Genomic DNA, 23,306 nt, shown 5'->3' on the forward strand with positions numbered 1-23,306 from the left:
GGTGCTCGGCCGGTGGCCGCGCCGCCCGGCCGCCCGCCCGGCCAGCCGGCCAGCCGGCAGAGGACGGACGGGGTCCTTGCCCGGGAACCGTGACGGCCGTGTTCACGGGCCCGGCGTCAGCACCGTGCCGCGCCGGGCACGCCGAACGCCCGGCCCGGGTCCACCGGCCGGGCGTTGTGCGGGTCGGATGCCGGGGCTACCAGCGCACGGGCAGCCTCTGCACGCTCAGCACGGGGGTACGGGCCCGCAGCGGGATGTCCGCCAGCGGCTCGTCCAGGGCCAGCCCCGGCAGACCCTGGACGAGCGTCTCCAGGGCGGTGCCCAGCACGGCGCGACCGAGGCGCTGGCCGACGCACGCGTGGGCGCCGTAGCCGAACGCGATGTGGCCGGAGGCGTCCTCCCTGTCCAGGTCCAGGTGCGCGGGGCAGCCGAACTGAGCCGGGTCGCGGTTCGCCGCCGGCAGCGAGACGGTCACCGTGTCCCCCTCGCGGACCAGTTCGCCGTGCAGACGCGTGTCCTCCAGCGCCGTGCGGAAGATCTGGTACTGGTTCACGGTGGTGTGGCGCAGCAGTTCTTCGACCGCGGGCCCGGTGCCCTTGCCCGATTCCGCCGCGGCGCGGAAGGCCGCGAGCTGCTCGCCGTGGTGGAGCAGAGCGAGTGCCGCGGCCGCCACGGCTCCCTCACAGGTGGCGAAACCGGCGACGAACACCACCAGCAGCATGTTGGTGATCTCGCGGTCGGAGAGTCCGTCGACCGCCGTCAGCCGTCCCAGGAGGTCGTCCCCGGGCGAGGTCCGGGCCCGCTCGACCAGGTCGCGGGTGAGGAAGAACGCCCGCTTCTCGGCGGCGAACTCGTCCTCCAGCGGGACGTCGTCGTCATTGGCGGTGTCCGCCAGCGCGGCCAGCGTGGGGGTGTCCTCGTAGGGGACGCCGACGACCTCGGAGAGCACCCGCAGCACCAGCGGCCGGATGTAGCCGGGCAGCAGGTCCGCGGGCGAGCCCTGACCGCGCAGGGCGTCGAGTTGTCCGGCCGCGATCTCCGCGATGCGCGGGGCGAGTTCGGCCATACGGCGGGTGCCGAACTCGGCGGTGAGCATCCCGCGGTAGCGCGTGTGCTCGGGCGGGTCCATGTGGATGAACATGCCCGGGATGATCGGCATGGGGGAGAACGGCTCCCCCTTCTTCAGCATCGGGAAGTGCGCCGAATGGAAGTTGTGGCTGAACGCGGGGCTGCTCAGCACCTCCTTGGCCACGTCGAGCCCGGTGGCCAGCCAGCCGACGTGGCCGTCCGGGTAGAGCATGCGGGACAACGGCGCCGCCGCGGTCAGGACCGTCGGCGGGGCGAAGTGGTCGGTCCGGTCCACGAGTTGCTGGTGGGTGATGGGCGCTGCCATACGACATCCTCCTCGAGCCGGGCCGAACCGGCGGACCGGCCGGAACGACGTTAGTGATCCCCTGGCGTCCCGCCATCCCTCACCTTGACAGGCATCACGGGAAGCGCTGTGACGCCGGAGCCGCGGCGGTTAGCCTCGCGGCCGTGGAACGGCTTCCGGTTCCACGACGGCTCCCTGTCGAAGGAGTGCCAGTGAAGGCGATCCTCTATGCGTCGGTGGGAAACCGGGATGTCCTCCGGCTGGTCGACCGGCCGGTGCCGGAGCCGGGTCCCGGCGAGGTCCGGGTCCGGGTGGCGATCTCGGGGGTGAATGCCACCGACTGGAAGTGCCGCCGGTTCGGTCATGTCGACGGACGCCTGATGTACCCCGAGGTGATCCCGCATCACGACGGCAGCGGCGTGATCGAGGCCGTCGGCCCCGGCGTCGCCGCGGAGCGCGTGGGGCAGCGGGTGTGGATGTGGGAGTCGGCGTGGCGGCGTCCGCAGGGCACCGCCGCCGAGTTCGTGGTGCTGCCGTCCCGTCAGGCGGTGCGACTGCCGCCGGGCGCCTCGCTGGAACTGGGCGCGAGCATCGGGCTGCCCGCGTTGGCGGCGCACCGGTGTCTGACCTCGGCGCAGCAGGCGCCGGCCCGGCTCGGGCCGGGCACCCTGGCCGGGCACACCGTGCTGGTGGCGGGCGGCGCAGGCGGTGTCGGGCACGCGGCGGTCCAGCTCGCGGCGTGGAGCGGCGCGACGGTGATCGCGACGGTCGGTTCCCCGCGGAAGGAGAAGCTGGCGCGCGCCGCGGGCGCCGGGCATGTGGTGCACCACCGGTCGGACAGCGCCGCGGCGGACATCCGTGCGATCGCGCCCGCGGGGGTGAGCCTGATCACCGAGGTGGCGCCGTCCGCGAACCTCGGTCTCGATCTCGAGGTGCTCGCCCCGGGCGGCACGGTCGCCGCCTACGGGACGGAGGGCGACGGCGAAGTCCGGCTGCCCACCCGGCTGCTGATGGGCCGGAACCTGCGCTACCAGTTCGTGCTGGCGCTGACGCTCTCGTCCGAGGAGAAGGACGCCGCCGTGGCGGACGTCGCCGCGGCGGTCGCGGACGGGGCCCTGACCGTGGGCGAGGACGCGGGGCTGCCGCTGCACCGCTATCCGCTCGACCGCACCGGGGACGCCCATGACGCGGTCGAGGCCGGGGTGACCGGCAAGGTTCTCGTCGACCTCGGCTGAGAGGCGGCCCTCAGCGCCCGGACGGGGTGCCGGCCGGCGGCCCCGCCCGCCGGCAGCCCGACGGGCCCGTCAGCTGTCCGGACGCAGCCACCGGCCGACACGCGCCCGCAGCTCCGCCGGGAAGATGTCCTTCGGCAGCAGGCCGTGCACGCCCTTCGGCGGTCCGGCGAGGCCGACGTGCGGGGCGCCGCGCTGGTCGGCGTACTGGGTGACGCGGAAGCTCGCCGAGATGCTGCACAGGGCGTACGCCTCGGCGGCGCCGACGCCGGTCGCGACGCCGAGCCAGCTGATCATGCCGCGGAGACAGTCGATCAGGGCGTCGTCGAGGTTGTCGGCGAAGCCCAGGCCGATCCAGTGGGTGTCGGTCTCGGCCAACGGCCGGGTCAGTCCGACGCCCCGGTGCAGGTCGTAGCGCATCCGCAGCTCCTCCGCGGTGGATTTGATCGCCGTCTGGTCCACGAGGCCGTCGCCCTGCAGGGCGTGCACGTCGCCCACCCAGATCCGGCCGCCGGGCTTGGCCACCGGCAGGAACAGCGACGAGCCGACGGTGAGTTCGGGCAGCGACAGGTTGCCGCCGTAGGCGCCGGCCGGGAGCGCGCTGACCGGGTCGTCACCGGCCGGCTCGACCGCGACGATGCCGGGGAACGGCGCCAGGGCGAACGAGATCCCGTGCACGTAGTCGGCGCGGGTCCGCGTCTCGTCGAAGCGGAAGTAGTGCGTGTACGGCTCGTCGAAGTCGTGCGGAAGCGCCCCCGCGCCGGTCGGGAAGACGTTGCACCCCCAGTCCGCGAGCCGCAGCCGCACCGGCCGGCATTCGATCACGTCTCCGGGCTGAGAACCGGCCATTTCCACGGGCCCGATCAGCTGGAAGGGGCAACCCGGATACTGCTCCCGCAGGTGTGCGCGCTCGGCGAACGACATGCCGAATTTCATCTCGTTCTGCCAATTCGTCCAAGTATTCGGGTAGTCGACCTCGTCACCGGATTCGATCGTGGCGGCGGGCGGCGCCTTTGGGTCGAGGACTCCGGAACGCACCGTTTTGTGCGTGGATTCCACCGTATACGTCGTCATGCCGACTGAAGGTAGACAGCGAACTGCCGCCCCAGCAAGGCCTGATGGGACATGGAGCCAAGAACTACCAACCTGACGGATGGCTGCGCGAGGGGCGCCGGACGGACCATGTAAACGGCTCACCAATAAGGCCAAAAAGGATCCACGGCCGGGCAGGCGTGCTGTTACGGTGACGCGATTTGAAAAACACAACAGGGAGCTTTTTCGTTGCGTATTCTCGCCATTTCCGGGTCACTGCGTCAGGCCTCGTTCAACACGCGGCTACTGCGTGCACTGCCCCCGCTGGCACCCGAGGGAATGGAGATCGAACTCTTCGACGGCCTGGGTGAGGTGCCCCCCTACGACCAGGACCTCGACGTCCCGGACTGCCCGAAGCCGGTACACCGGCTGCGCACGGCCATCGCCGAGGCGGACGGCCTGATCATCGCGAGTCCGGAGTACAACGGCTCCATTCCGGGTGTGCTCAAGAACGCCATCGACTGGGCCTCTCGTCCGATGGTCAGGTCCGCTCTGCTGGGAAAATGCGTCGTCACCATGGTGGCCACGCCCGGCCACGGCCTCGGCCGCAACGCCCTCAGTGATCTGGGCCGCGTGCTGCACGACTGCCACGCGTTCGTGGTCAGCGGCCCGTGGGTGCACCTCAGCGAGGCCCCGGGGAAGTTGGAGGACGTCCAGGACGAGGACGGTGCGGTCACGACCGTGCTCACGGACCCGAGGACCCGCCGGCTCGTGGACATCCAGCTGACCTCCCTCCAGCAGGCCGTCAAGGAAGAGGCCGGACGGCACGCGGTCACCCCGTTGATGTCGTTCATCCAGCCCCGGCAGTGAGCGGTCCGCACGGCTGACCGCCGTGTCCGCCCGAAGGGGGCTCCCGACGCGTCGGGAGCCCCCTTCGGTGTGTCGGGCCCGCGCGGTCCGGCGCAGCGGCCCGAACGCGGTGGACTCCCGGCAGCGCGTCTCCGGCCGGGCACGCGCCCCGGAGCCGATGGACACGACGTACGACCGGGCGCCCAAGCGCACCGGAACTCGCTCGGCCGTCGCGCTCCCCCTCCGGTTCCCCGCGGCCCGTCCGCGGCGGCACCGACGCCGTCTCAGCCCGAAGTGCCCAGCACCCGCTGCACCAGGCTGCTGACGTCCATCGCGTCGATGAGGTCCTCCTCGTCGTCCTCCCCGGACGCCGCGGCAGCCCCGGCCTCCTCGCCGGCCGCCCCGCCGTCGTCGGCGAGGGCGAGCAGCGTCTCCAGCACCCCGGCCTCCTGGAACCGCTCCAGCGCGACGGTGGCGAGCACCCGCCTGAGGTCCTCGTCCCGGACACCGAGGTCGTCCCCCGGGTCGCGCAGCAGTTCCTCCCGGAGGTAGCCGACGAGCGCCTCCGGGGTCGGATAGTCGAAGACCAGCGTGGACGGCAGCCTGAGCCCGGTCGCGGTGTGCAGGCCGTTGCGGAAGTTGACCGCGGCCAACGAGTCGAACCCGACCTCCTGGAACGCCTGGGCGGGGCCGATGGCGTCGGCGCCGCTGTGCCCGAGGACCGCCGCCGCCTGACCGCGCACGAGCCGCAGCAGGATGCGGTCCTGTTCGGCCTCCGCGACCGCGCGCAGGGACTCCACCAGAGAGTTGGTGGTCTCGCCGCCGTCGTCGGCCGCCGCCGCCCGCAGCACGTCCGCCGCTTCCGGCAGATCCGCGAACAGGGGGCTGGGCCGTACCGAGGTGAACGCCGGGATGAAGGCGGCCCAGTCCATGTCGACGACGGTGACGGCCCCTTCACCCGTCTCCACCGCCTGCGCCAACGCGGTGACCGCCGGCGCCGGGGCGATCGGCAGCACACCGCGGCGCCGCAACTGCGCCAGGGCCGCCTCGTCCATGCCCACCCCGACCTCGTCCAGCGCGCCCCAGGCGATGGAGGTCGCCGCGAGGCCCTGTCCCCGGCGCCACTCGACGAGGGCGTCCAGAACGGCGTTGGCCGCGCCGGACGGACCCTGGCCGCCACCGCCCCAGACACCGGCGATCGAGGAGAACACCACGAACGCGTCGAGCGGTGTGCCGGCGAACCGCTCGGCCAGCCGGACCGCCGGTTCCACCTTGGTCGCGAAGACCGCCGCGAGGTCCGCCGCTCCGGTGTCGTCGAGAGCACTGGTCTGCGTGATGTCGGCGGCGTGCACCACGGCGGTGAGCGGCCGCTGCGGATCGGCGGACAGCAGCTCGGCGAGCCGCTCCGTGTCCCGCTGGGCACAGAACTCCAACCGCGTTCCCCACTCGCCGAGTTCGGCGCGCAGACGGTCCACGCAGTGCTCGGGCGCATCGGTGGTCGTGGTGACGACCAGCCGGGCGGCCCCGGCCCGCGCCAGCCACAGCGAGGCGTGCCGGCCGAGCCCTTGCGCGCCGCCGGTGACCAGGACCGTGCCGCGCGGCGACCAGCCGGCGCCGGCGGACCTGGGCACGGGTTTGCGGACGAGCCGGCGGACGTAGACGCCGGAGCGCCGGATCGCCAGCTGGTCCTCGCCCGGGGGTGCGTCGAGCACGCCCAGCAGGTGCTGCGCCGTCCGCGGCCCCATGCTCGCCGGCAGGTCGATCAGGCCGCCCCACCGGTCGGGGCGTTCCAGCGCGACGACCCGGCCGAGTCCCCACAACGCCGCCTGGGCGGGCGCGTCGAGGGTGTCGCGGATGCCGATGTTCACCGCTCCCCGGGTCGCACACCACAGGGGCGCGGTGACACCCGCGTCACCGAGCGCCTGGACGAGCGTGAGGGTCGACACCGTGAGCGCGGTCGGGTCCTGCGGGCCGGCGCCCGGGTGCCCGCCGAGGGCCAGCAGGGACAGCACACCGGACACCTCGCTCCCGGCGAGGACGCCGGTGAGCCGCTCGGCGAGCGCGGACCGGTCCGTCTCCCCGGCCGTCAGCGCCAGGTGGTCGAACCCGAACCCGGTCAGCTCCTCCAGCAGCTCGTCCGGCTGCGCGCCGTCCGGTACGACGACGAGCCACCGGCCGCCGGGGACGCCCACCGACTCCCGCTCCAGCGGCTTCCAGGTGACGGCGTAGCGCAGTTGCTCCGCGGTCGAGCGCTCACGCCTGCCCCTGCGCCAGTCGGTGAGGACGGGCACGAGCGTGCTCAGCGCCTCGCGCTGGTCGGCGGAGAGGGCCAGCAGCTCGCCGAGCGAGCCGAGGTCCGTGTCCTCGACCGCCGTCCAGAAGTCGTCGTCCGCGCCCCCGGCGGCCCCGGCATCGCGGTCGGCCGCCGTGCCTTCGCCCAGCCAGTAGTGCCGGCGCTCGAAGGCGTACGTCGGCAGGTCGGGCGCGGGGGCGACGCCGGCCGGCAGGAGCGCGGTCCAGTCGACCGCCACACCGGCGGTGAAGAGCCGGGCGGCCGAGGCGAGCAGGCGCCCGAAGCCGCCGTCGTCGCGCCTGAGGGTGCCGCAGACGACCGGACGGGAGGGCCCGGCCGCTTCGTCGTCCGCCAGGTCGGTGACCGGCTGGACCAGCACCGGGTGGGCGCTGACCTCGACGAAGACATCGTGCCGCAGCCGCAGCAGCTCCGCGACGGCCGGCCCGAACCCGACCGGTCGGCGCAGGTTGCGGTACCAGTACGCGCCGTCCAGGACCGAGTCGTCGGTGACCCAGTCGCCGGTCACCGTGGAGTAGAACGGCACCCGCGGCGCACTCGCCCCGATGCCCGCGAGGGCCTGTGCCAGCACCTCCTCCAGGTCTTCGACGTGCCGGGTGTGCGAGGCGTAGTCCACCGGCACCCGTCGCACCCGGACCCCCTGCGCCGACAGCGCGTCGAGGGCCTCGCCGAGCGCCTGTGTGTCCCCCGCGATCACCGCCGACGCGGGGCCGTTGACGGCGGCGACCTCCACCCGCCCGTCCCAGGGCAGGATGCGGCGGCGCACCTCTTCCGCGTCCAGGGCCACCGAGGCCATCCCGCCGCGCCCGGACAGGGTGGCCGCGATGGCCCGGCTGCGGACCGCGACGATCCGGGCGGCGGTCTCCAGCGACAGCGCCCCGGCCACACAGGCCGCCGCGATCTCGCCCTGCGAATGTCCCACGACGGCATCGGGCAGCACGCCGGCCGCGGCCCACACGGCCGCCAGGCCGACCATCATCGCGAAACTCGCCGGCTGGACGACGTCGACGCGCTCCAGCGTCTCGGCGTCGGCGTCGCCCCGCAGGACGTCGGTCAGGGACCAGTCGATCCAGGGGGCGAGGGCGTCGGCGCACTCGGCGATCCGCTGCGCGAACACCGGCGAGGCGTCCAGCAGGTCCCGCCCCATGCCGGCCCACTGGGCCCCCTGGCCGGGGAAGACCAGGACGACCCTGCCCGGTGCGGCCGCGGTGCCGCCGGTGACCACATGGGACGCGCTGTCGCCCCGGGCCAGGGCCCCGAGACCGGCCAGGGCCTGTGTACGCGTCCCGGCCACGACGACGGCCCGCTCGCTGAGCGTCGCCCGCGCGGTCACCAGCGTCCGGGCGACCGCGGGCAGCGCCGGACACGCCGGGTCCCCCAGGAACGCGGCCAGCCGGCCGGCCTGCGCGGCCAGCGAGCCGGGCGTCCTGGCCGACAGCACCAGCGGCAGCACGGTGGGCGGGGTGTCCGCGTCGGCGGGGGGCTCGAGCGCGGCGGGCCGGGCCTCCTCGGGCACGGGGCCGGCCTCCTCCAGGACCATGTGCGCGTTCGTACCGCTCGCCCCGAAGGCGGAGACGGCGGCGCGGCGCGGCCGGTCGCCGCGCGGCCACTCCTGCGCCTCGGTGAGCAGCCGCACCGCACCGGACGACCAGTCCACCTGCCGGGTGGGCTCTTCGACGTGCAGGGTGGGCGGCAGTACGCCGTGACGCAGCGCCTGCACCATCTTGATCACACCCGCGACACCGGCCGCGGCCTGGGTGTGCCCGATGTTCGACTTCAGGGAACCCAGCCACAACGGCCGCTCACGCCCCTGCCCGTACGTCGCCAACAACGCCTGCGCCTCGATCGGATCACCCAGAGTCGTACCCGTCCCGTGCGCCTCCACCACATCCACATCCGCAGGACCCAGACCCGAAACAGCCAACGCCTGCCGGATCACCCGCTGCTGCGAAGGACCGTTCGGCGCCGTCAGCCCGTTCGACGCACCGTCCGAATTCACCGCACTGCCCCGCACGACCGCGAGCACGCGGTGGCCGTTCTCGCGGGCGACGGACAGCCGTTCCAGGACCAGCACGCCCACGCCCTCGGACCAGCCGGTGCCGTCGGCCGTGGACGAGAAGGCCTTGCACCTGCCGTCCGCGGACAGTCCGCGCTGCCGGGAGAACTCCAGGAAGGCGTCCGGGCTCGCCATCACGGTCGCGCCGCCGGCGAGCGCCAGGGAGCATTCGCCCTGCCGCAGGGCCTGCGCGGCCAGATGGATCGCCACGAGCGACGAGGAGCAGGCGGTGTCGATGGTGACGGCCGGGCCCTCGAAGCCGAACACGTAGGAGACCCGGCCCGAGGCCACGCTGGAGGAGGTGCCGGTCATCACGTAGCCCTGGGCTTCCTCGGGCACGCTGTGCAGGCGGGTGACGTAGTCGTGGTGGACGATCCCGGTGAAGACACCGACGTCCCGGCCACGAGCGGAGAGCGGGTCGATGCCCGCGTGCTCCAGCGCCTCCCAGGAGGTCTCCAGCAGCAGCCGCTGCTGCGGGTCCATGGCCAGGGCCTCGCGCGGGGAGATCCCGAACAGCGCCGCGTCGAACTGCGCGGCGTCGTGCAGGAATCCGCCCGCGCGGGTGTAGCTGGTCCCGGGGTGGGCCGGGTCCGGGTGGTAGAGCCCTTCGAGATCCCAGTCGCGGTCGATCGGGAACCCGGAGACGGCGTCGCGTCCGTCGGCGACCAGCCGCCACAGCTCCTCCGGGCTGTTCACGTCGCCGGGCAGCCGCGTGCTCATTCCGACGATGGCGATCGGCTCGTTCGCGTACGACGGTACGGCGACGGCGGACGAGGGCTTCTCCCCCAGCAGATACGCGGCCAGCGCCGCCGGGGTCGGGTGGTCGAACACCGCGGTCGCGGGGACCTGCACGCCGCTGAGGTCCTGGAGCCGGCGGCTGAGCCGGACCCCGGTGAGGGAGTCGAAGCCGAGGCTCCTGAACGGCTGGTCCTCGTCGAACGCCTCGTCGCCGCGGTAGCCGAGGACGAGGGCGGTGCTCTCCCGGATCAGCTCCAGGAACGTCCGGCGCCGGTCCGCGTTGGAACGGCCGGTGGCGACCACCGCGTCGCCTGCGGGCCCGGCCTCCGGAAGGGCCCGCACCGCACCGCTCTCGACCGGCCCGAGCTCGTCGAGCCAGTAACGCCGGTGCTGGAAGGCGTAGGTGGGCAGCTCCGTGGCGAGCGTGCCCGTGGCCGGGCGGCCGAGGACCGCCGGCCAGTCGACGGGTACGCCCCGCGTGTGCAGCCCGGCCAGCGCGGTCAGTACGTCCGCCGTCGAGCCGTTCTCCCGCAGGGTCGGGAAGCAGCTCTCGGCCGGCACGTCGGGCGATTCCAGGGCCATGGCGACAAGGGCGCCGCCCGGACCGAGTTCGGCGAAGGTGACCGCGCCCTGCGCGCACAGCGCGGTGACGGCATCCGCGAACCGCACCGGGGCCTCGACCTGTTCGACCCAGTGGTCCGGGGTGCCCAGCCGGCCGTCCGTGACGAGGGCGCCGGTCACGGTCGACACGACCGGCAGCTCGCCCGGCCGGTACGTCAGCCGTTCGACGACGGCACGGAACTCCTCGCGTATCGGCGCCATCAGCGGCGAGTGGAAGGCGTGGCTGACCGGGAGCCGGCGGGTCCTGCGCCCGCGTGCGGCCAGCTCGCCCACGACGGCGAGCACGGCGTCCTCCTCGCCGGACAGCACCAGCGAGCCGGGACTGTTGACGGCCGCGACGGCCACCCTGCCCGGCGCGCGCTCCAGCAGCGGGGCCGTCTCGGCCTCGGTGGCCTGGACGGCGGCCATGGCGCCGCCCCGGGGCAGCCCCTGCATGAGCCGGCCGCGCGCCGCCACCAGTTCACCGGCCTCGGCCAGGCCGAGCACACCGCTCACATGGGCCGCGGTGATCTCCCCGATGGAGTGTCCGGCGACGAGATCGGGGTGCACGCCCCAGGAGGCGAACAGCCGGAACAGCGCGGTCTCCAGCGCGAACACGCACGCCTGGGTGTACATGGTCCGGTCGAGCAGCTCGCTCTCGGCGGAGCCGGGCCCGCCGAACGCCACCTCGGCGAGAGGACGCGCGCCGAGGTCGCCCAGATGGCGTTCCACGGCCGCGCAGGCGTCGGTGAACGCCTCGGCGAACACCGGGAACGTCTCGGCCAGGACCCGGCCCATCCCGGCCCACTGGCTGCCCTGGCCGGTGAAGAGGAAGGCCAGCCTGCCATCGGCCGGGCTCCCCATGACGTCGGCGGCCGAGCCGTCCGCCAGCGCGCGCAGCCCGGCGAGCAGCTGGTCCCGGTCGCGGGCCAGCAGCACGGCACGGCGGTCGAGTTGGGCACGGCCGGTGGCGAGGGCCAGCGCGGCGTCCGGGAGGGACACGTCGGGGCGGCCGGCCAGGAAGTCGGCGAGCAGGGCCGCCTGGCCACGCAGCGCGGCGGGGGTACGCGCCGACACCGGCACGGGCACGGGCGCCCGGGCGGGGTCCGGCGCTCCGGGGGCGGGCCCGGCCGGCCGGTGCGCCGGCACCGGGGCGGACCGGCCGGCGGCGCGGCCCTGCTCGGCGCCGGGCTCCGCGGACGCGGAGCCCGGATCGGGCGCGGACGCGTCCGGTTCGGGGGCCTGTTCGAGAATTTCGGGGGCCTGTTCGAGAATGATGTGGGCGTTGGTGCCGCCGATGCCGAAGGACGACACACCGGCCCGGCGCGGGCGTCCGGTCTCCGGCCAGTCACGGGTCTCCGTCAGCAGCCGGACGCTGCCCGCCGCCCAGTCGACGTGGGTCGAAGGACGGTCGACGTGCAGGGTGGGCGGCAGTACGCCGTGACGCAGCGCCTGCACCATCTTGATCACACCCGCGACACCGGCCGCGGCCTGGGTGTGCCCGATGTTCGACTTCAGGGAACCCAGCCACAACGGCCGCTCACGCCCCTGCCCGTACGTCGCCAACAACGCCTGCGCCTCGATCGGATCACCCAGAGTCGTACCCGTCCCGTGCGCCTCCACCACATCCACATCCGCAGGACCCAGACCCGAAACAGCCAACGCCTGCCGGATCACCCGCTGCTGCGAAGGACCGTTCGGCGCCGTCAGCCCGTTCGACGCACCGTCCGAATTCACCGCACTGCCCCGCACGACCGCAAGCACCGGATGCCCGTGCCGCCGGGCCTGGGAGAGGGGTTCGAGGAGCAGGAGCCCGGCGCCCTCGGACCAGCCGGTGCCGTCGGCGGCGTCGGCGAACGCCTTGCAGCGCCCGTCGGGTGCGAGGCCGCGCTGCCGGGAGAACTCCACGAAGGTCTCGACGCTGCCCATCACCATCACACCGCCGACGAGTGCCATGGAGCACTCGCCGAGCCGTATCGCCTGCGTCGCCAGGTGCAGCGCCACCAGCGAGGAGGAGCACGCGGTGTCCACGGTGAGGGCGGGGCCGACAAGGCCGAGGTGGTAGGCGATCCGGCCGGAGAGGACACCGCCGGAGCTGCCGGTCAGGCGGAACCCCTCGGCCTCGGCCGCCCGGTGCAGCCGTACCGACCAGTCGTGGCTGTTGACGCCCGCGAACACCCCGATGTCCTGGCCGGCCAGTCCGGTGGGATCGATGCCGGCCCGCTCGAACGTCTCCCACGCCGTTTCGAGGAGCAGCCGCTGCTGCGGGTCCATCGCCAGCGCCTCGTTCGGCGAGATGCCGAAGAAGGCCGCGTCGAACCCGGCCGCGTCGTCCAGGAAGGCGCCGTGGCGGACGTAGGTGGTGCCGGGGTGGTCGGGGTCGGGGTGGAAGAGTCCGTCGGTGTCCCAGCCACGGTCCTCGGGGAACGGTCCGACCGCGTCGATCCCCTCGGACACCACCCGCCACAGGTCCTCCGGACTGCGCACCCCGGCCGGGAAGCGGCACGCCATCGACACGACGGCGATCGGATCCGCCGCGGGCGGCGTCTCCTGGTGCGCCGGGGCCGAAGGGCTCGCCGGCTCGCCCAGGAGTGCGGCCCGCAGGTGCCCGGCGAGCGCGACGGGCGTCGGGTAGTCGAAGATCATCGCCGGGGACAGGGTGAGGCCGGTCTCCGAGGCCAGCCGGTTGCGCAGTTCCAGCGCGGTCAGCGAGTCGAACCCGGCGTCCTTGAACGTCCGGTCGGCGCCGACGGCACCGGGGTCGGCGTGGCCGAGGACCGCGGCGGCGTGCCGGCGTACCGCCGCCAGGAGTGCGGCGCTCTGCTCGGCGGGCGGCAGCCCGGTGAGTCGCCCGGTCGCGGTCGGCCGTCCGTCCGTGACCGCGGCGCGGGCGACCGGGCGGCGCCGCGGGACCAGGCCGCGCAGCAGGGCCGGGACCGGGACGTCGGCGGCCGCGAGGGCGGCCGGGGCGAACTTCGCCGCGACGCGTCGCGGCCCGGCCCGCAGCGCGGCGTCGAACTGGGCCATGCCCTCGGCGTCGGAGAGACCGGTCATGCCGATGGACTCGTTGCGCCGCAGGTCGGCACGGCCCAGGTGCCGGGTCAGTCCGCTGGACCGGCTCCAGTAGCCCCAGGCGACGGACACCGCGGGCAGCCCGAGGTCGTGCCGCCGCGCGGCCAGCGCGTCCAGCGCGGCGTTGGCGGCGGCGTAGTTGCCCTGCCCCGGGTTGCCGAGCACCCCGGCGGCCGACGAGAAGAGCACGAACGCGGCGAGGTCCAGATCCCGGGTCAGTTCGTCGAGGTGCAGCGCCGCGTCCAGTTTGGGACGGAACACGGCGTCGAGTCGGCTCGGGGTCAGCGCGGTGAGCACGCCGTCGTCGAGGACGCCGGCGCTGTGCACCACCGCGGTGAGGGGGTGCTCCGCCGGGACCGCGTCGATGAGCGCGGCCAGTTGTGCGCGGTCGGCGACGTCGACGGCGGTGACCGTGACGTCCGCGCCGAGCGCGGTCAGTTCGGCCGCCAGTTCGCCGGCCCCGTCCGCCGCGGGGCCGCGCCGCCCGGCGAGCACGAGGTGCCGTACGCCGTGGCGGGTGACCAGGTGCCGGGCGGTCAGGGCGCCGAGGGTGCCGGTGCCTCCGGTGATCAGCACCGTGCCCGCCGGGTCCAGCGGCCGAGCGGCGCCCTCGGTGGCCGGCCTGACCAGCCTGGGCACCTCGGTGCGCCCGCCCCTGATCCGCAGCCAGGGTTCGCCGCCCGTGGCGACGGCGGGCGCCTGTGCCCGGCCCGCCTCGTCGGCCTCGACCAGCACGATCCGGCCCGGATGTTCCGACTGGGCCGAGCGCACCAGGCCGCCGACGGCGGCCGCGCCGAGATCGGTGCCGTCGGGGACCACGACGACGAACCGGGTCGTGTCGGCGCCCGGTGCCGCGACGAACGCCTGGAGCACGGCCAGCGCCGCGGCGACCGACGCCCGGGGCTCACCGGGTTCCGCCTCGTACACCAGCAGATCCACGCCGGCCGCCGCAGTGACGTCGGCGGCCGTCACGACGTGCCGGACGCCGGCGACGGCCGGCTCCCCGGGGCTCCATTGCCCCCACTCGACGGCGAAGAGATGGTCCGCCGGTCCGCCGTCGTCCTCGGTGACCGGCCCCGCTTCGAGGCCGTCGACGGTCATGACCGGCCGGCCCGCCGCGGTCACGAGTTCCAGGCCCGCCACCCGATGGCCGTCTCCGGCCGGTGTCGTGCTGCCCGACCGCACGCGCAGCGCGGACGCGCCGGAGGCCAGCAGCCGCACCCCGGTCCACCGCCTGGCCCGGGTGCCTTCGGGCAGGGCGGTGCGGACGGCGGCGTCCAGCAACGCGGGGTGGATGCCGTAGCGAGGAACGTCGCCCAGCGCGGATCCGGGCAGTTCGGCCTCGGCGGGAGCGCCGAGGCCGGGAAGGCCCGCGGCCTCGGAGGCGGGGGCCAGGACGCCGTGCGCGTGCCGTGTCCACGGCCCGTCCGGCGCGGCCGCCTCGGCACGGGAGTGCACTTCGACGGACCTGCGCCCGTCCGCAGCGGCCTCGCCGACGACGACCTGGACGACGCGGCTGCCGTGGCGCGGCAGGGCCACCGGACGGTCGACGGTGAGCTCGTCGGCGACGGGTGTGCCGGTCTCGTCGCCGAGGCGTACCGCCAGTTCGACGAGGGCGGCCTCGGGTACGACGACCGCGTCGCCGGTCGCGGACAGCCAGGGGTGCGCCGCCGCCGACCACCGGGCGGTGGCGACCGCGCCGCCCGGGTCGGGCGTGCGGACCACCGCGCCCAGCAGCGGGTGCCCGGCGTCGGTGAGCCCCACCGACGCCAGGTCTGCCGCGGGTGCCGCCGGAAGCCAGTAGTGCCGCCGGTCGAAGGCGTACGTCGGCAGCTCCACCCAGTCCGCGCCCGGGGCGGGGAGCAGGCCGGTCCAGTCCACCGCCACCCCGCGCACGAACAGTTCCGCCATGGAGGCCGCCAGCCTGAGCGGACCGCCGTCGTCCCGGCGAAGCGACCCGGTGACCACCGCGGGCACGGCGGCCTCGTCCAGGATCTCCGTGACCGCCTGCACCAGCACCGGATGGGCGCTGACCTCGAGGAAGACGTCGTGGCCCTGGTCGAGCAACCGGCCGACGACGGGCCCGAACCGGACCTGCCGACGCAGGTTCCGCCACCAGTACCCGCCGTCGAGAACGCCCGCGTCGACGACCGGCTCACCGGTGACGGTCGAGTGGAAGGGCACCGCCGGAGCCTTGGCGTCGAGCCCGCCCAGCGCCTCCTCCAGCGCATCGCGGATGTCCTCCACCTGCTCGCTGTGCGAGGCGTAGTCCACCGCGACCCGGCGCACCCGTACGCCCTCGTCGGCCAGCTCCGTCAGCACCTCGTCCAGCGCGTCGGCCGCACCGGACACGACGACGGAGGCGGTGCCGTTCACCGCCGCCACCGCCAGCCGTCCTCCCCAGGGCCGGACGCGTTCCGCCGCGGCGTCCGCGTCCAGCGCGACCCAGGCCATCCCGCCCCGGCCGGACAGCCGCGCGGCGATGGCCCGGCTGCGCAGCGCGACCACCCGCAGCGCGTCCTCCAGCGACAGGGCGCCGGCCACGCAGGCCGCGGCTATCTCGCCCTGTGAGTGGCCGACGACCACGTCCGGGCGCACTCCCACCGACTCCCACACCGCCGCCAGCCCGACCATGACGGCGAAACTTGCGGGCTGCACGACGTCCACCCGCTGCAGCAGTTCCGGGTCGGCCTCGCCGCGCAGGACGTCGAGCAGCGACCAGTCGGCCCACTGTGCGAGCAGGCGCGCGCAGGCGCCGACCCGCTCGGCGAACACCGGTGAGTGGGCGAGCAGTTCTCGCCCCATGCCGGTCCACTGCGCGCCCTGGCCGGGAAACACCATGACGACCCGGCGATGTGCGTCGGGCGCGGTGGCGGTGCCGCGCACCACTGCGGGGCTGCTCTCCCCCGCGGCCAGTGCCGCCAGCGCGGCCAGTGCCTCCGCCCGGCCGCGGGCCAGGACGACGGCCCGCTCCTCCAGGACGGCCCTGCGGGACACGAGGGCCGAGGCCACGTCCGCCCAGGAGTCCTCGGAGCGTTCGAGGAGGGACGCCAGCCGCCGGGCCTGGCCGCGCAGGGCGCCCTCGCTACGGGCGGAGAGCACCAGCGGGACCACGGCGGACGCGGAGGCGGACGCCGCCGACGCCGCTGTCCCCGCCGACGGTGTCTCTTCGCCCGCCGACGGGGTCGCTTCCCTCGCCGACGGTGTCTCCTCGGGTGCCGACGGTGTCTCGGGCGCCTCGGCACCGGCTGCCGGAGCCGCCTCCCGGACGGCCGGTGCCTCCTCCAGGATCACGTGGGCGTTGGTGCCGCTGAGCCCGAAGCCGGAGACCCCGGCGCGGCGCGGCCGTCCGGTGTCCGGCCAGGGCCGGTTCTCGGTCAGCAGGGACACCGCGCCCGCCGACCAGTCGACCTTCGTCGTCGGCCCGTCGACATGGCGGGTGGCCGGCAGCACCGCGTGCCGCAGCGCCTGCACCATCTTGATCACACCGGCCACCCCGGCCGCGGCCTGGGTGTGGCCGATGTTCGACTTCAACGACGCCAGCCACAGCGGACGTTCCGGGTCGCGTCCCTGGCCGTACGTGGCCAGCAGCGCCCCGGCTTCGACGGGGTCCCCCAGCACCGTTCCCGTGCCGTGGCCCTCGACGGCGTCGACGTCGGCGGCGGACAGGCCGGCCGCGGCCAGGGCCCGGTCGATGACCCGCTGCTGGGCGAGACCGTTCGGCGCGGTCAGGCCGTTGGACGCGCCGTCCTGGTTCACCGCGGAGCCGCGTACCACCGCGAGCACGCGGTGTCCGTGGCGCCGGGCGTCGGAGAGGCGTTCCAGCACCAGCACGCCGGCGCCTTCGGCCCATCCGGTGCCGTCCGCGGCCGAGGCGAACGACTTGCAGCGGCCGTCGCTCGCCAGCGCCCGCTGCCGGGAGAACTCGACGAAGGTCCGCGGGGTGGCCATGACCGTGACGCCGCCGGCCAGCGCCATGGCGCACTCCCCCGTGCGCAGGGCCTGGGCTGCCAGATGGAGGGCGACGAGGGAGGAGGAGCACGCCGTGTCCACCGTGACGGCGGGCCCGGTGAAGCCCAGTACGTAACTGACGCGCCCGGACGCCACGCTGGCCGCCCGGCCCGCGGTGGCGAACGCCTCGGCCGCCTCCGGTACGGAGCCGGAAGCGGCGTACTCCTGTTCCATCACCCCGGAGAAGACGCCCACGTCGGCGCCCTTCAGGGTCGACGCGTCGATGCCGGAGTGCTCCAGCGCTTCCCACGAGGTCTCCAGCAGCAGTCGCTGCTGGGGATCCATGGCCAGTGCCTCCCGTGGCGAGATCCCGAAGAAGCCCGCGTCGAACTCCCCGGCGCCGGGCAGGAATCCGCCCCGGTCGACGTACGAGGTGCCGAAGCGGCCGGGATCCGCGTCGAACAGGTTCTCGGTGTTCCAGCCGCGGTCGGTGGGGAACGCGGACAGCGCGTCGCGTCCCTCGCAGACCAGGCTCCACAGGTCGTCGGGGCTGCCGACGTCACCGGGCAGACGGCAGGCCATGCCGATGATCACCACCGGGTCGTCCGCCTCGACGGCCGAGACGGCCTCCGCGACCGGCCGGGGGCCGCCGAACACCTCGGCACGCAGGTGCTCGGCCAGCGCACGCGGGGTGGGGTGGTCGAAGGTGACGGTGGTGGGCAGCCGCAGTCCGGTGCGCTCGGTGAGCCGGTTGCGCAGTTCCACCACGGCGACGGAGGTGAGGCCGAGGTCGCGGAAGGCGCGGTCGGCCGTGAGGGCCCGCGGGGCGGAACCGGGCAGCACGGCCGCGGTCTGCTCCATGACCAGCCGTTCCAGCCGGGCGCGCCGGGCCCGCTCGTCGAGACGGGCCAGCTCGTCGTGGAGGGCGGCCGTGACGGCGTCGTCGGGACGGCTCCGCGCGGAGACCTCGGGGAACACCGCCCGCAGCAGCGGCGGCACCGCGACGCCCCCGGCCGGCCGGCGCAGGTGGAGGCTGAGCAGGGACGAACGGTCCCCGGCGAGCAGGGTGTCCACGGCGGACAGCCCGTCGCGGACCCTGCGCGGATCAGCGGCCCCGTCCCACGGCCAGGCGAGGAAGGACCCACCGTGGCGGCGGGCCACGGCCTCGGCGAGGACGGCGCGGACGAGCACGTCCGGATCGTCCGTCCCGCCGGCCCCGTCCGTCCCGCCGGCGCCGCCGGGCGGGACCACGGGATCGGCCGGATCGGCGATCACCAGGAACGTCCGCCGAGGGCGCTGCCCGGACGTGGCGGCGGCCAGGAAGGCCGCCGGAGCCGGGTCGCCGTCCGCGTGGATCACAGCGGTCACCGGAGCGGCCACGCCGGCGATCGCCGCTCGCAAGGACCGCTCGTCACCGGACGACCACCGCACCTCCGCCCCGGCCACCTCCGGATCGGGTGGGCCCTCCTCGCCCACCAACAGCAGGTGCTGGACCTGGTGGACACAGGCCAGATGGCGGACGACCGCCGCCCCGCGCGCCGTACCGGCGCCGGTCACCACGACGGTGCCCTTCGCGCCGGGCCAGGGCCGCCGCGGCCGATCGGCCACCGGCACCCGTACCAGCCTCGGCGCGTACGCCACACCGGCCCGCAGCGCCTGCGACGGCTCGTCCGCCCCGAGCGCCGACACCAGTTCGGCCGGGACCGGCTCGCTGTCCGCGTCCAGGTCGACGACGAGCAGCCGGTTCGGGTACCGCGTCTGCAGAGCCCGCGCGGCGGCCCGCAGTGCGGCCTGGGCCGGATCCGGCGCGCGGTCCTCGGGGCGCGCCGCCACAGCGCCGCGGGTGAGGACGAGCAGCCGGCCCCCGCCCTGTTCCGGCCGGGCGAGCCGGTCGGCCAGCCGCTCGGCGAACCGCCGGGCGCCGGTGCGGGCCGCCGCCACGGAATCCTGTCCGGTCTCCTCGGCCGGCAGCACCACGGTCACCTCCGCCGTGCCGTCGGCGTCGGCCAGGTCGGTGTGGTGGGCGGCGCCACCCGGCCAGACGGCGGCCAGTGCGGCGGCGCCGGGGCCCACCACCGCCCAGGACGCGGGGCCGGCGCCGGACACCGGGGCGGAGGTCCGCACCCAGTCGACCTCGAACAGGTCGTCGTGGTGGCCGCTCGCGGCGTACCGCAGTACGGCGGGCTGCCCGGCGAGCCCGCGCCGCGTGATCTTGCCGGAGGCGGTACGCGGGATCGCGGCGACCTCGTGGATCTCCTCGGGCACCTTGAAGGCCGCCAGCCGCGCGCGGCACAGCTCGACCAGCGCCGGGACGTCCAGGTCGTCGGAGGCCGGGACGACGTAGGCGACCGGTACTTCTCCGAGGGTGTCGTGCGGCCTTCCGGTCACACCGGCGTCGGCCACGCCCCGGGCCGCGCGCAGCACCGTCTCGACCTCCTCGGGGTGGAGGTTCTCGCCGCCCCTGATCACGAGGTCCGACCTGCGGCCGCAGACGGTGAAGTAGCCGTGCTCGTCGCGCCGGGCCAGGTCGCCGGTGCGGTACCAGCCGTCCCTCATCGCGGCGGCCGTCTCCTCGGGCCGGCCGTGGTAGCCGAGCATGACGTTCGGACCGCTGACCCAGACCTCGCCCTCGCACCCGGCGGGGACGTCCGTGCCGGTGTCGGGATCGACGAGGCGGACCTCGACTCCGGGTACCGGCAGCCCGCAGGAACCGTCGACCCGCCTGCCGTCGGGCGGGTTCATGGTGATCGCCCCGCACGTCTCCGTGCTGCCGTAGGCGTCCACCAGGGGCGTGCCGAAGCTCTCGCGGAACGCGCGGCACAGCTCGGAGTCGGCGACCGCGCCGCCGACCAGGCCGATCCGCAGGTCGGGCAGCGAGAACGGCTGCCGGCGGATCGCCTCGACCAGGTAGTGGTAGGTGGTGGGAACGCCGGCCAGGAAAGTCGACCGGCGGGCGCGCAGGGCCGCCAGGACGTCCTCCGCGGACGCGCCGTCCATGAGGTGGGCGCTCGCCCCGACCACGGTCACCGACAGCACGCACGCGATGTGGGAGAGGCTGTGGAACAACGGCAGCGGCCACAGCACCCGGTCCTCCTGCGAGAGCCCCGGTATCGGGACGTAGGAAGAGGCGACGGACCAGAGGCAGTTGCGCTGGGTGGACAGCACCCCCTTCGGCTGTCCGGTCGTCCCCGAGGTGTAGAACATCCACGCCGGGTGGTCCAGGCCGAGATCGTCCGGCGCGGGTGTCGCGGGCTCGGTGACCGCCAGTTCGTCGAAGGAACGGGTGCCCTCCGGCGCCGGGTTCGCGCCCGTCACCAGCACCGTGACGCCGCGGGCCGGCGCAGACGGGCGGAGGAACTCCGGCGCGCGCACGGCGTCGGTGACGACCACGACGGCGCCGCTGTCCGCCAGCAGCCAGTCCAGCTCGGCCGCGGTGGAGGCCGGGTTGAGCGGGACGCCCACGCCGCCGGCCCGGACGACGGCCAGGTAACTCTCCACCATGGCGACGCAGTTGCGCAGGCAGATCGCCACCCGGTCCCCGCGCCGCACCCCGAGTCCGGCCAGATGGCCGGCCAGCCGGGCCGTCCGCTCCTCCAACTGATCGTAGGTGACCGCCCGTTGGCCGTCCGAGAAGGCGACCTTGCCCGCGAGGCGGGCCGCGTTCCTCCTGAGGACGACGGGCAGGACTTCGATCAGGTCAGCACGCACGGGTCGCACGTCCTTTCACGGAGCGGCTCGTCCGCCGGCGGCGCGGCGGTGCCGCCGGCCTTCACGAGTTGTCGCGGCGCACGAAGGAGATGCGCAGGCGCGGCCCTTCGGCGCCGTTCTCCTGGAGGCTAGGTCGGCCCCCGCCACCGAACATCCCTCAGTCTGGTAGGAGATCGCCGGGCCCTGACCGCCGCTACCAGGGCGGGGGATGCGCGTCGGATCCGGCCGTCTCTACGGTGGGCGGCGACGGCCGACCCAAGGAGCGGAATGTCCACGCGCGAACCCCCTCTCGCCTCACCGTGGATACGGCGGTACGCGGCCGCGCCCGAGGCGCCGGTCCGGCTGGTGTGCCTGCCGCACGCGGGCGGCTCGGCGACCTTCTACAGCGGCCTGGCGCGAAAGCTGGCCCCGGCCGTCGACGTGCTCGCCGTGCAGTACCCCGGACGCCTGGAGCGCCGGGCGGAACCCCTGATGAAGGACCTGACGGCACTCGCCGAAGCGCTCGTCACCGAGCTGGCACCCTGGACCGGGCGCCCCTTCGCCCTCTTCGGGCACAGCCTGGGCGCGATGGTGGCCTTCGAGACGGCCCGCCGGCTGGAAGCCACGGGCCGTCCCCCGGCCGCCCTGTTCGTGTCAGGACGCGGTGCGCCGTCCCTGCACAGGCGGGAGTTCGGCCCGCAGCTGGACGATGCCACCCTGCTCCGGCAGATGCGCAGGCTGGGCGGCACGGACCCCCGCGTCCTCGCCGACGAGGACCTGATGCGGCTCGCCCTGCCGGTACTGCGCGCGGACTACCGGATGGTGGAGGACTACCACTACGTGCCCGGCCCGCCCCTGGGGTGCCCCGTGACCGCGTTCAACGGCCTGACCGACCCCAAGGTCTCGTCCCCGGCCGTCGATGCCTGGCGCGACCACACGACGGCCTCGTTCGACTCTGTCACCTTCCCGGGCAGCCACTTCTATCTCGTGGACCGGCACGAAGAGGTGACGACCGCGCTCACCGACCGGCTGTCCCGGCTCACCGAGTCATCGAGACCCTGACAAGGACCACTCAACAAGCAGAGGTCGGTGTATAGAGCATGGCCAGCGACCGCGCCACGGGAATTCACGATCTGTCCTTCGCGACGACCGAGTTCGTCCTGCCGCACACGGCACTCGCCGCCCACAACGGCACCGACATCGGCAAATACCATGTGGGCATCGGTCAGCGGTCGATGAGCGTGCCCGCCGCCGACGAGGACATCGTGACCATGGGCGCGGCCGCTGCCGCGCCGATCATCGCCCGGCACGGCACCGACCGGATCCGGACGGTCGTGTTCGCGACGGAGTCGTCGATCGACCAGGCCAAGTCGGCCGGTGTGTACGTCCATTCGCTGCTCGGGCTGCCGTCGGCCACCAGGGTCGTCGAACTGAAGCAGGCCTGCTACGGGGCGACGGCCGCCCTGCAGTTCGCCATCGGCCTCGTGCTGCGCGACCCCGCACAGCGGGTCCTCGTGATCGCGAGCGACATCTCCAAGTACGACCCGGACAGCCCGGGTGAGCCGACCCAGGGCGCGGCGGCGGTGGCCATGCTGGTCTGCGCGGAGCCGTCGCTGGTCCGCGTCGAGGAGCCGTCGGGCCTGTTCACCGCCGACGTCATGGACTTCTGGCGGCCCAACTACCGCGAGGCCGCCCTCGTCGACGGCCAGGAGTCCATCACCGCCTACCTCCAGGCGGTGGAGGGCACCTGGAAGGACTACGTGGAACAAGGCGGCCGCTCGCTCGACGAGTTCGCCGCGTTCTGCTATCACCAGCCGTTCACGAAGATGGCCTACAAGGCCCACCGTCATCTGCTGAACACCTGCGGGTACGACGCCGACGAGGCTCGGCTCGAGCGGGCCGTCGGGCGGACCACGGCCTACAACAGGGTCATCGGCAACAGCTACACCGCGTCGGCGTACCTCGGCCTCGCCGCGCTGCTCGACGAGGCGGACGACCTGGCCGGCCGGCCCATCGGCTTTCTCAGTTACGGCTCCGGCAGCGTCGCCGAGTTCTTCGCCGGGACCGCCGTTCCCGGCTACCGGGAACACCTGCGGACCGCGGCGCACCACGAGGCGATCGACCGGCGCCGCCCGCTCGACCACGCCTCCTACCGCGCTCTGCACGGGCGGTCCTTCCCGACCGACGGGGGCGACCACCCGGCTCCGTCGCAGACCACCGGGCACTTCCGACTGGCGGCGCTCCGCGGCCACAAGCGCATCTACGAGCGGCGCTGGACGGATTGACCCGCCGTGTTGCGCACACAGGTGAGGGCCGGGTTGGGGGGAGTGAGAAAAACGCCCACCACAACCACAAAGACGAAGAGGGCAACAAGGGGATCGAAAAACACATAAAACACAAGACCAA

At 74.4% G+C, this 23,306-nt stretch carries 7 protein-coding genes; 4 read left to right on the forward strand and 3 right to left on the reverse strand.

The annotated features are described in order from the left end of the window. Positions 1–196: 196 nt before the first annotated feature. Positions 197–1,393 carry a cytochrome P450 gene (locus ABT070_RS10030; protein WP_351757289.1) on the reverse strand — a complete coding sequence of 399 codons (1,197 nt, stop codon included), beginning with the start codon at positions 1,391–1,393 and terminating at the stop codon, positions 197–199. Positions 1,394–1,584: 191 nt separating this feature from the next. On the opposite strand from ABT070_RS10030, the gene ABT070_RS10035 reads away from it, so the two are divergent. After that, positions 1,585–2,607 carry an NADPH:quinone reductase gene (locus tag ABT070_RS10035; protein ID WP_351757291.1) on the forward strand — a complete coding sequence of 341 codons (1,023 nt, stop codon included), beginning with the start codon at positions 1,585–1,587 and terminating at the stop codon, positions 2,605–2,607. 69 nt (positions 2,608–2,676) lie between these two features. Here the strand turns inward: ABT070_RS10035 and ABT070_RS10040 are convergent, their stop codons facing one another. After that, entirely contained in the window at positions 2,677–3,678 is a 1,002-nt protein-coding gene (locus ABT070_RS10040; RefSeq protein ID WP_351757293.1) for an acetamidase/formamidase family protein, read from the reverse strand. 207 nt (positions 3,679–3,885) lie between these two features. Here ABT070_RS10040 and ABT070_RS10045 point away from each other — a divergent pair, with 207 nt between their 5' ends. After that, complete coding sequence (locus tag ABT070_RS10045; protein WP_351757296.1) at positions 3,886–4,506, forward strand: NADPH-dependent FMN reductase; 621 nt, start codon at positions 3,886–3,888, stop codon at positions 4,504–4,506. Between the two features lie 263 nt (positions 4,507–4,769). Here the strand turns inward: ABT070_RS10045 and ABT070_RS10050 are convergent, their stop codons facing one another. Continuing rightward, positions 4,770–20,921 carry a type I polyketide synthase gene (locus tag ABT070_RS10050; protein ID WP_351757299.1) on the reverse strand — a complete coding sequence of 5,384 codons (16,152 nt, stop codon included), beginning with the start codon at positions 20,919–20,921 and terminating at the stop codon, positions 4,770–4,772. Positions 20,922–21,188: 267 nt separating this feature from the next. Here ABT070_RS10050 and ABT070_RS10055 point away from each other — a divergent pair, with 267 nt between their 5' ends. After that, positions 21,189–21,962: a thioesterase II family protein gene (locus ABT070_RS10055; protein WP_351757301.1), complete on the forward strand. Its 774-nt coding sequence runs from the start codon at positions 21,189–21,191 to the stop codon at positions 21,960–21,962. Between the two features lie 38 nt (positions 21,963–22,000). Continuing rightward, positions 22,001–23,185, forward strand: coding sequence for a hydroxymethylglutaryl-CoA synthase (locus tag ABT070_RS10060; RefSeq protein WP_351757303.1), 1,185 nt, complete (start codon positions 22,001–22,003; stop codon positions 23,183–23,185). Positions 23,186–23,306: the final 121 nt, after the last annotated feature.

Origin of the sequence: Streptomyces sp. NPDC002884 (assembly GCF_040295245.1) — a bacterium.
GTDB lineage: Bacteria > Actinomycetota > Actinomycetes > Streptomycetales > Streptomycetaceae > Streptomyces.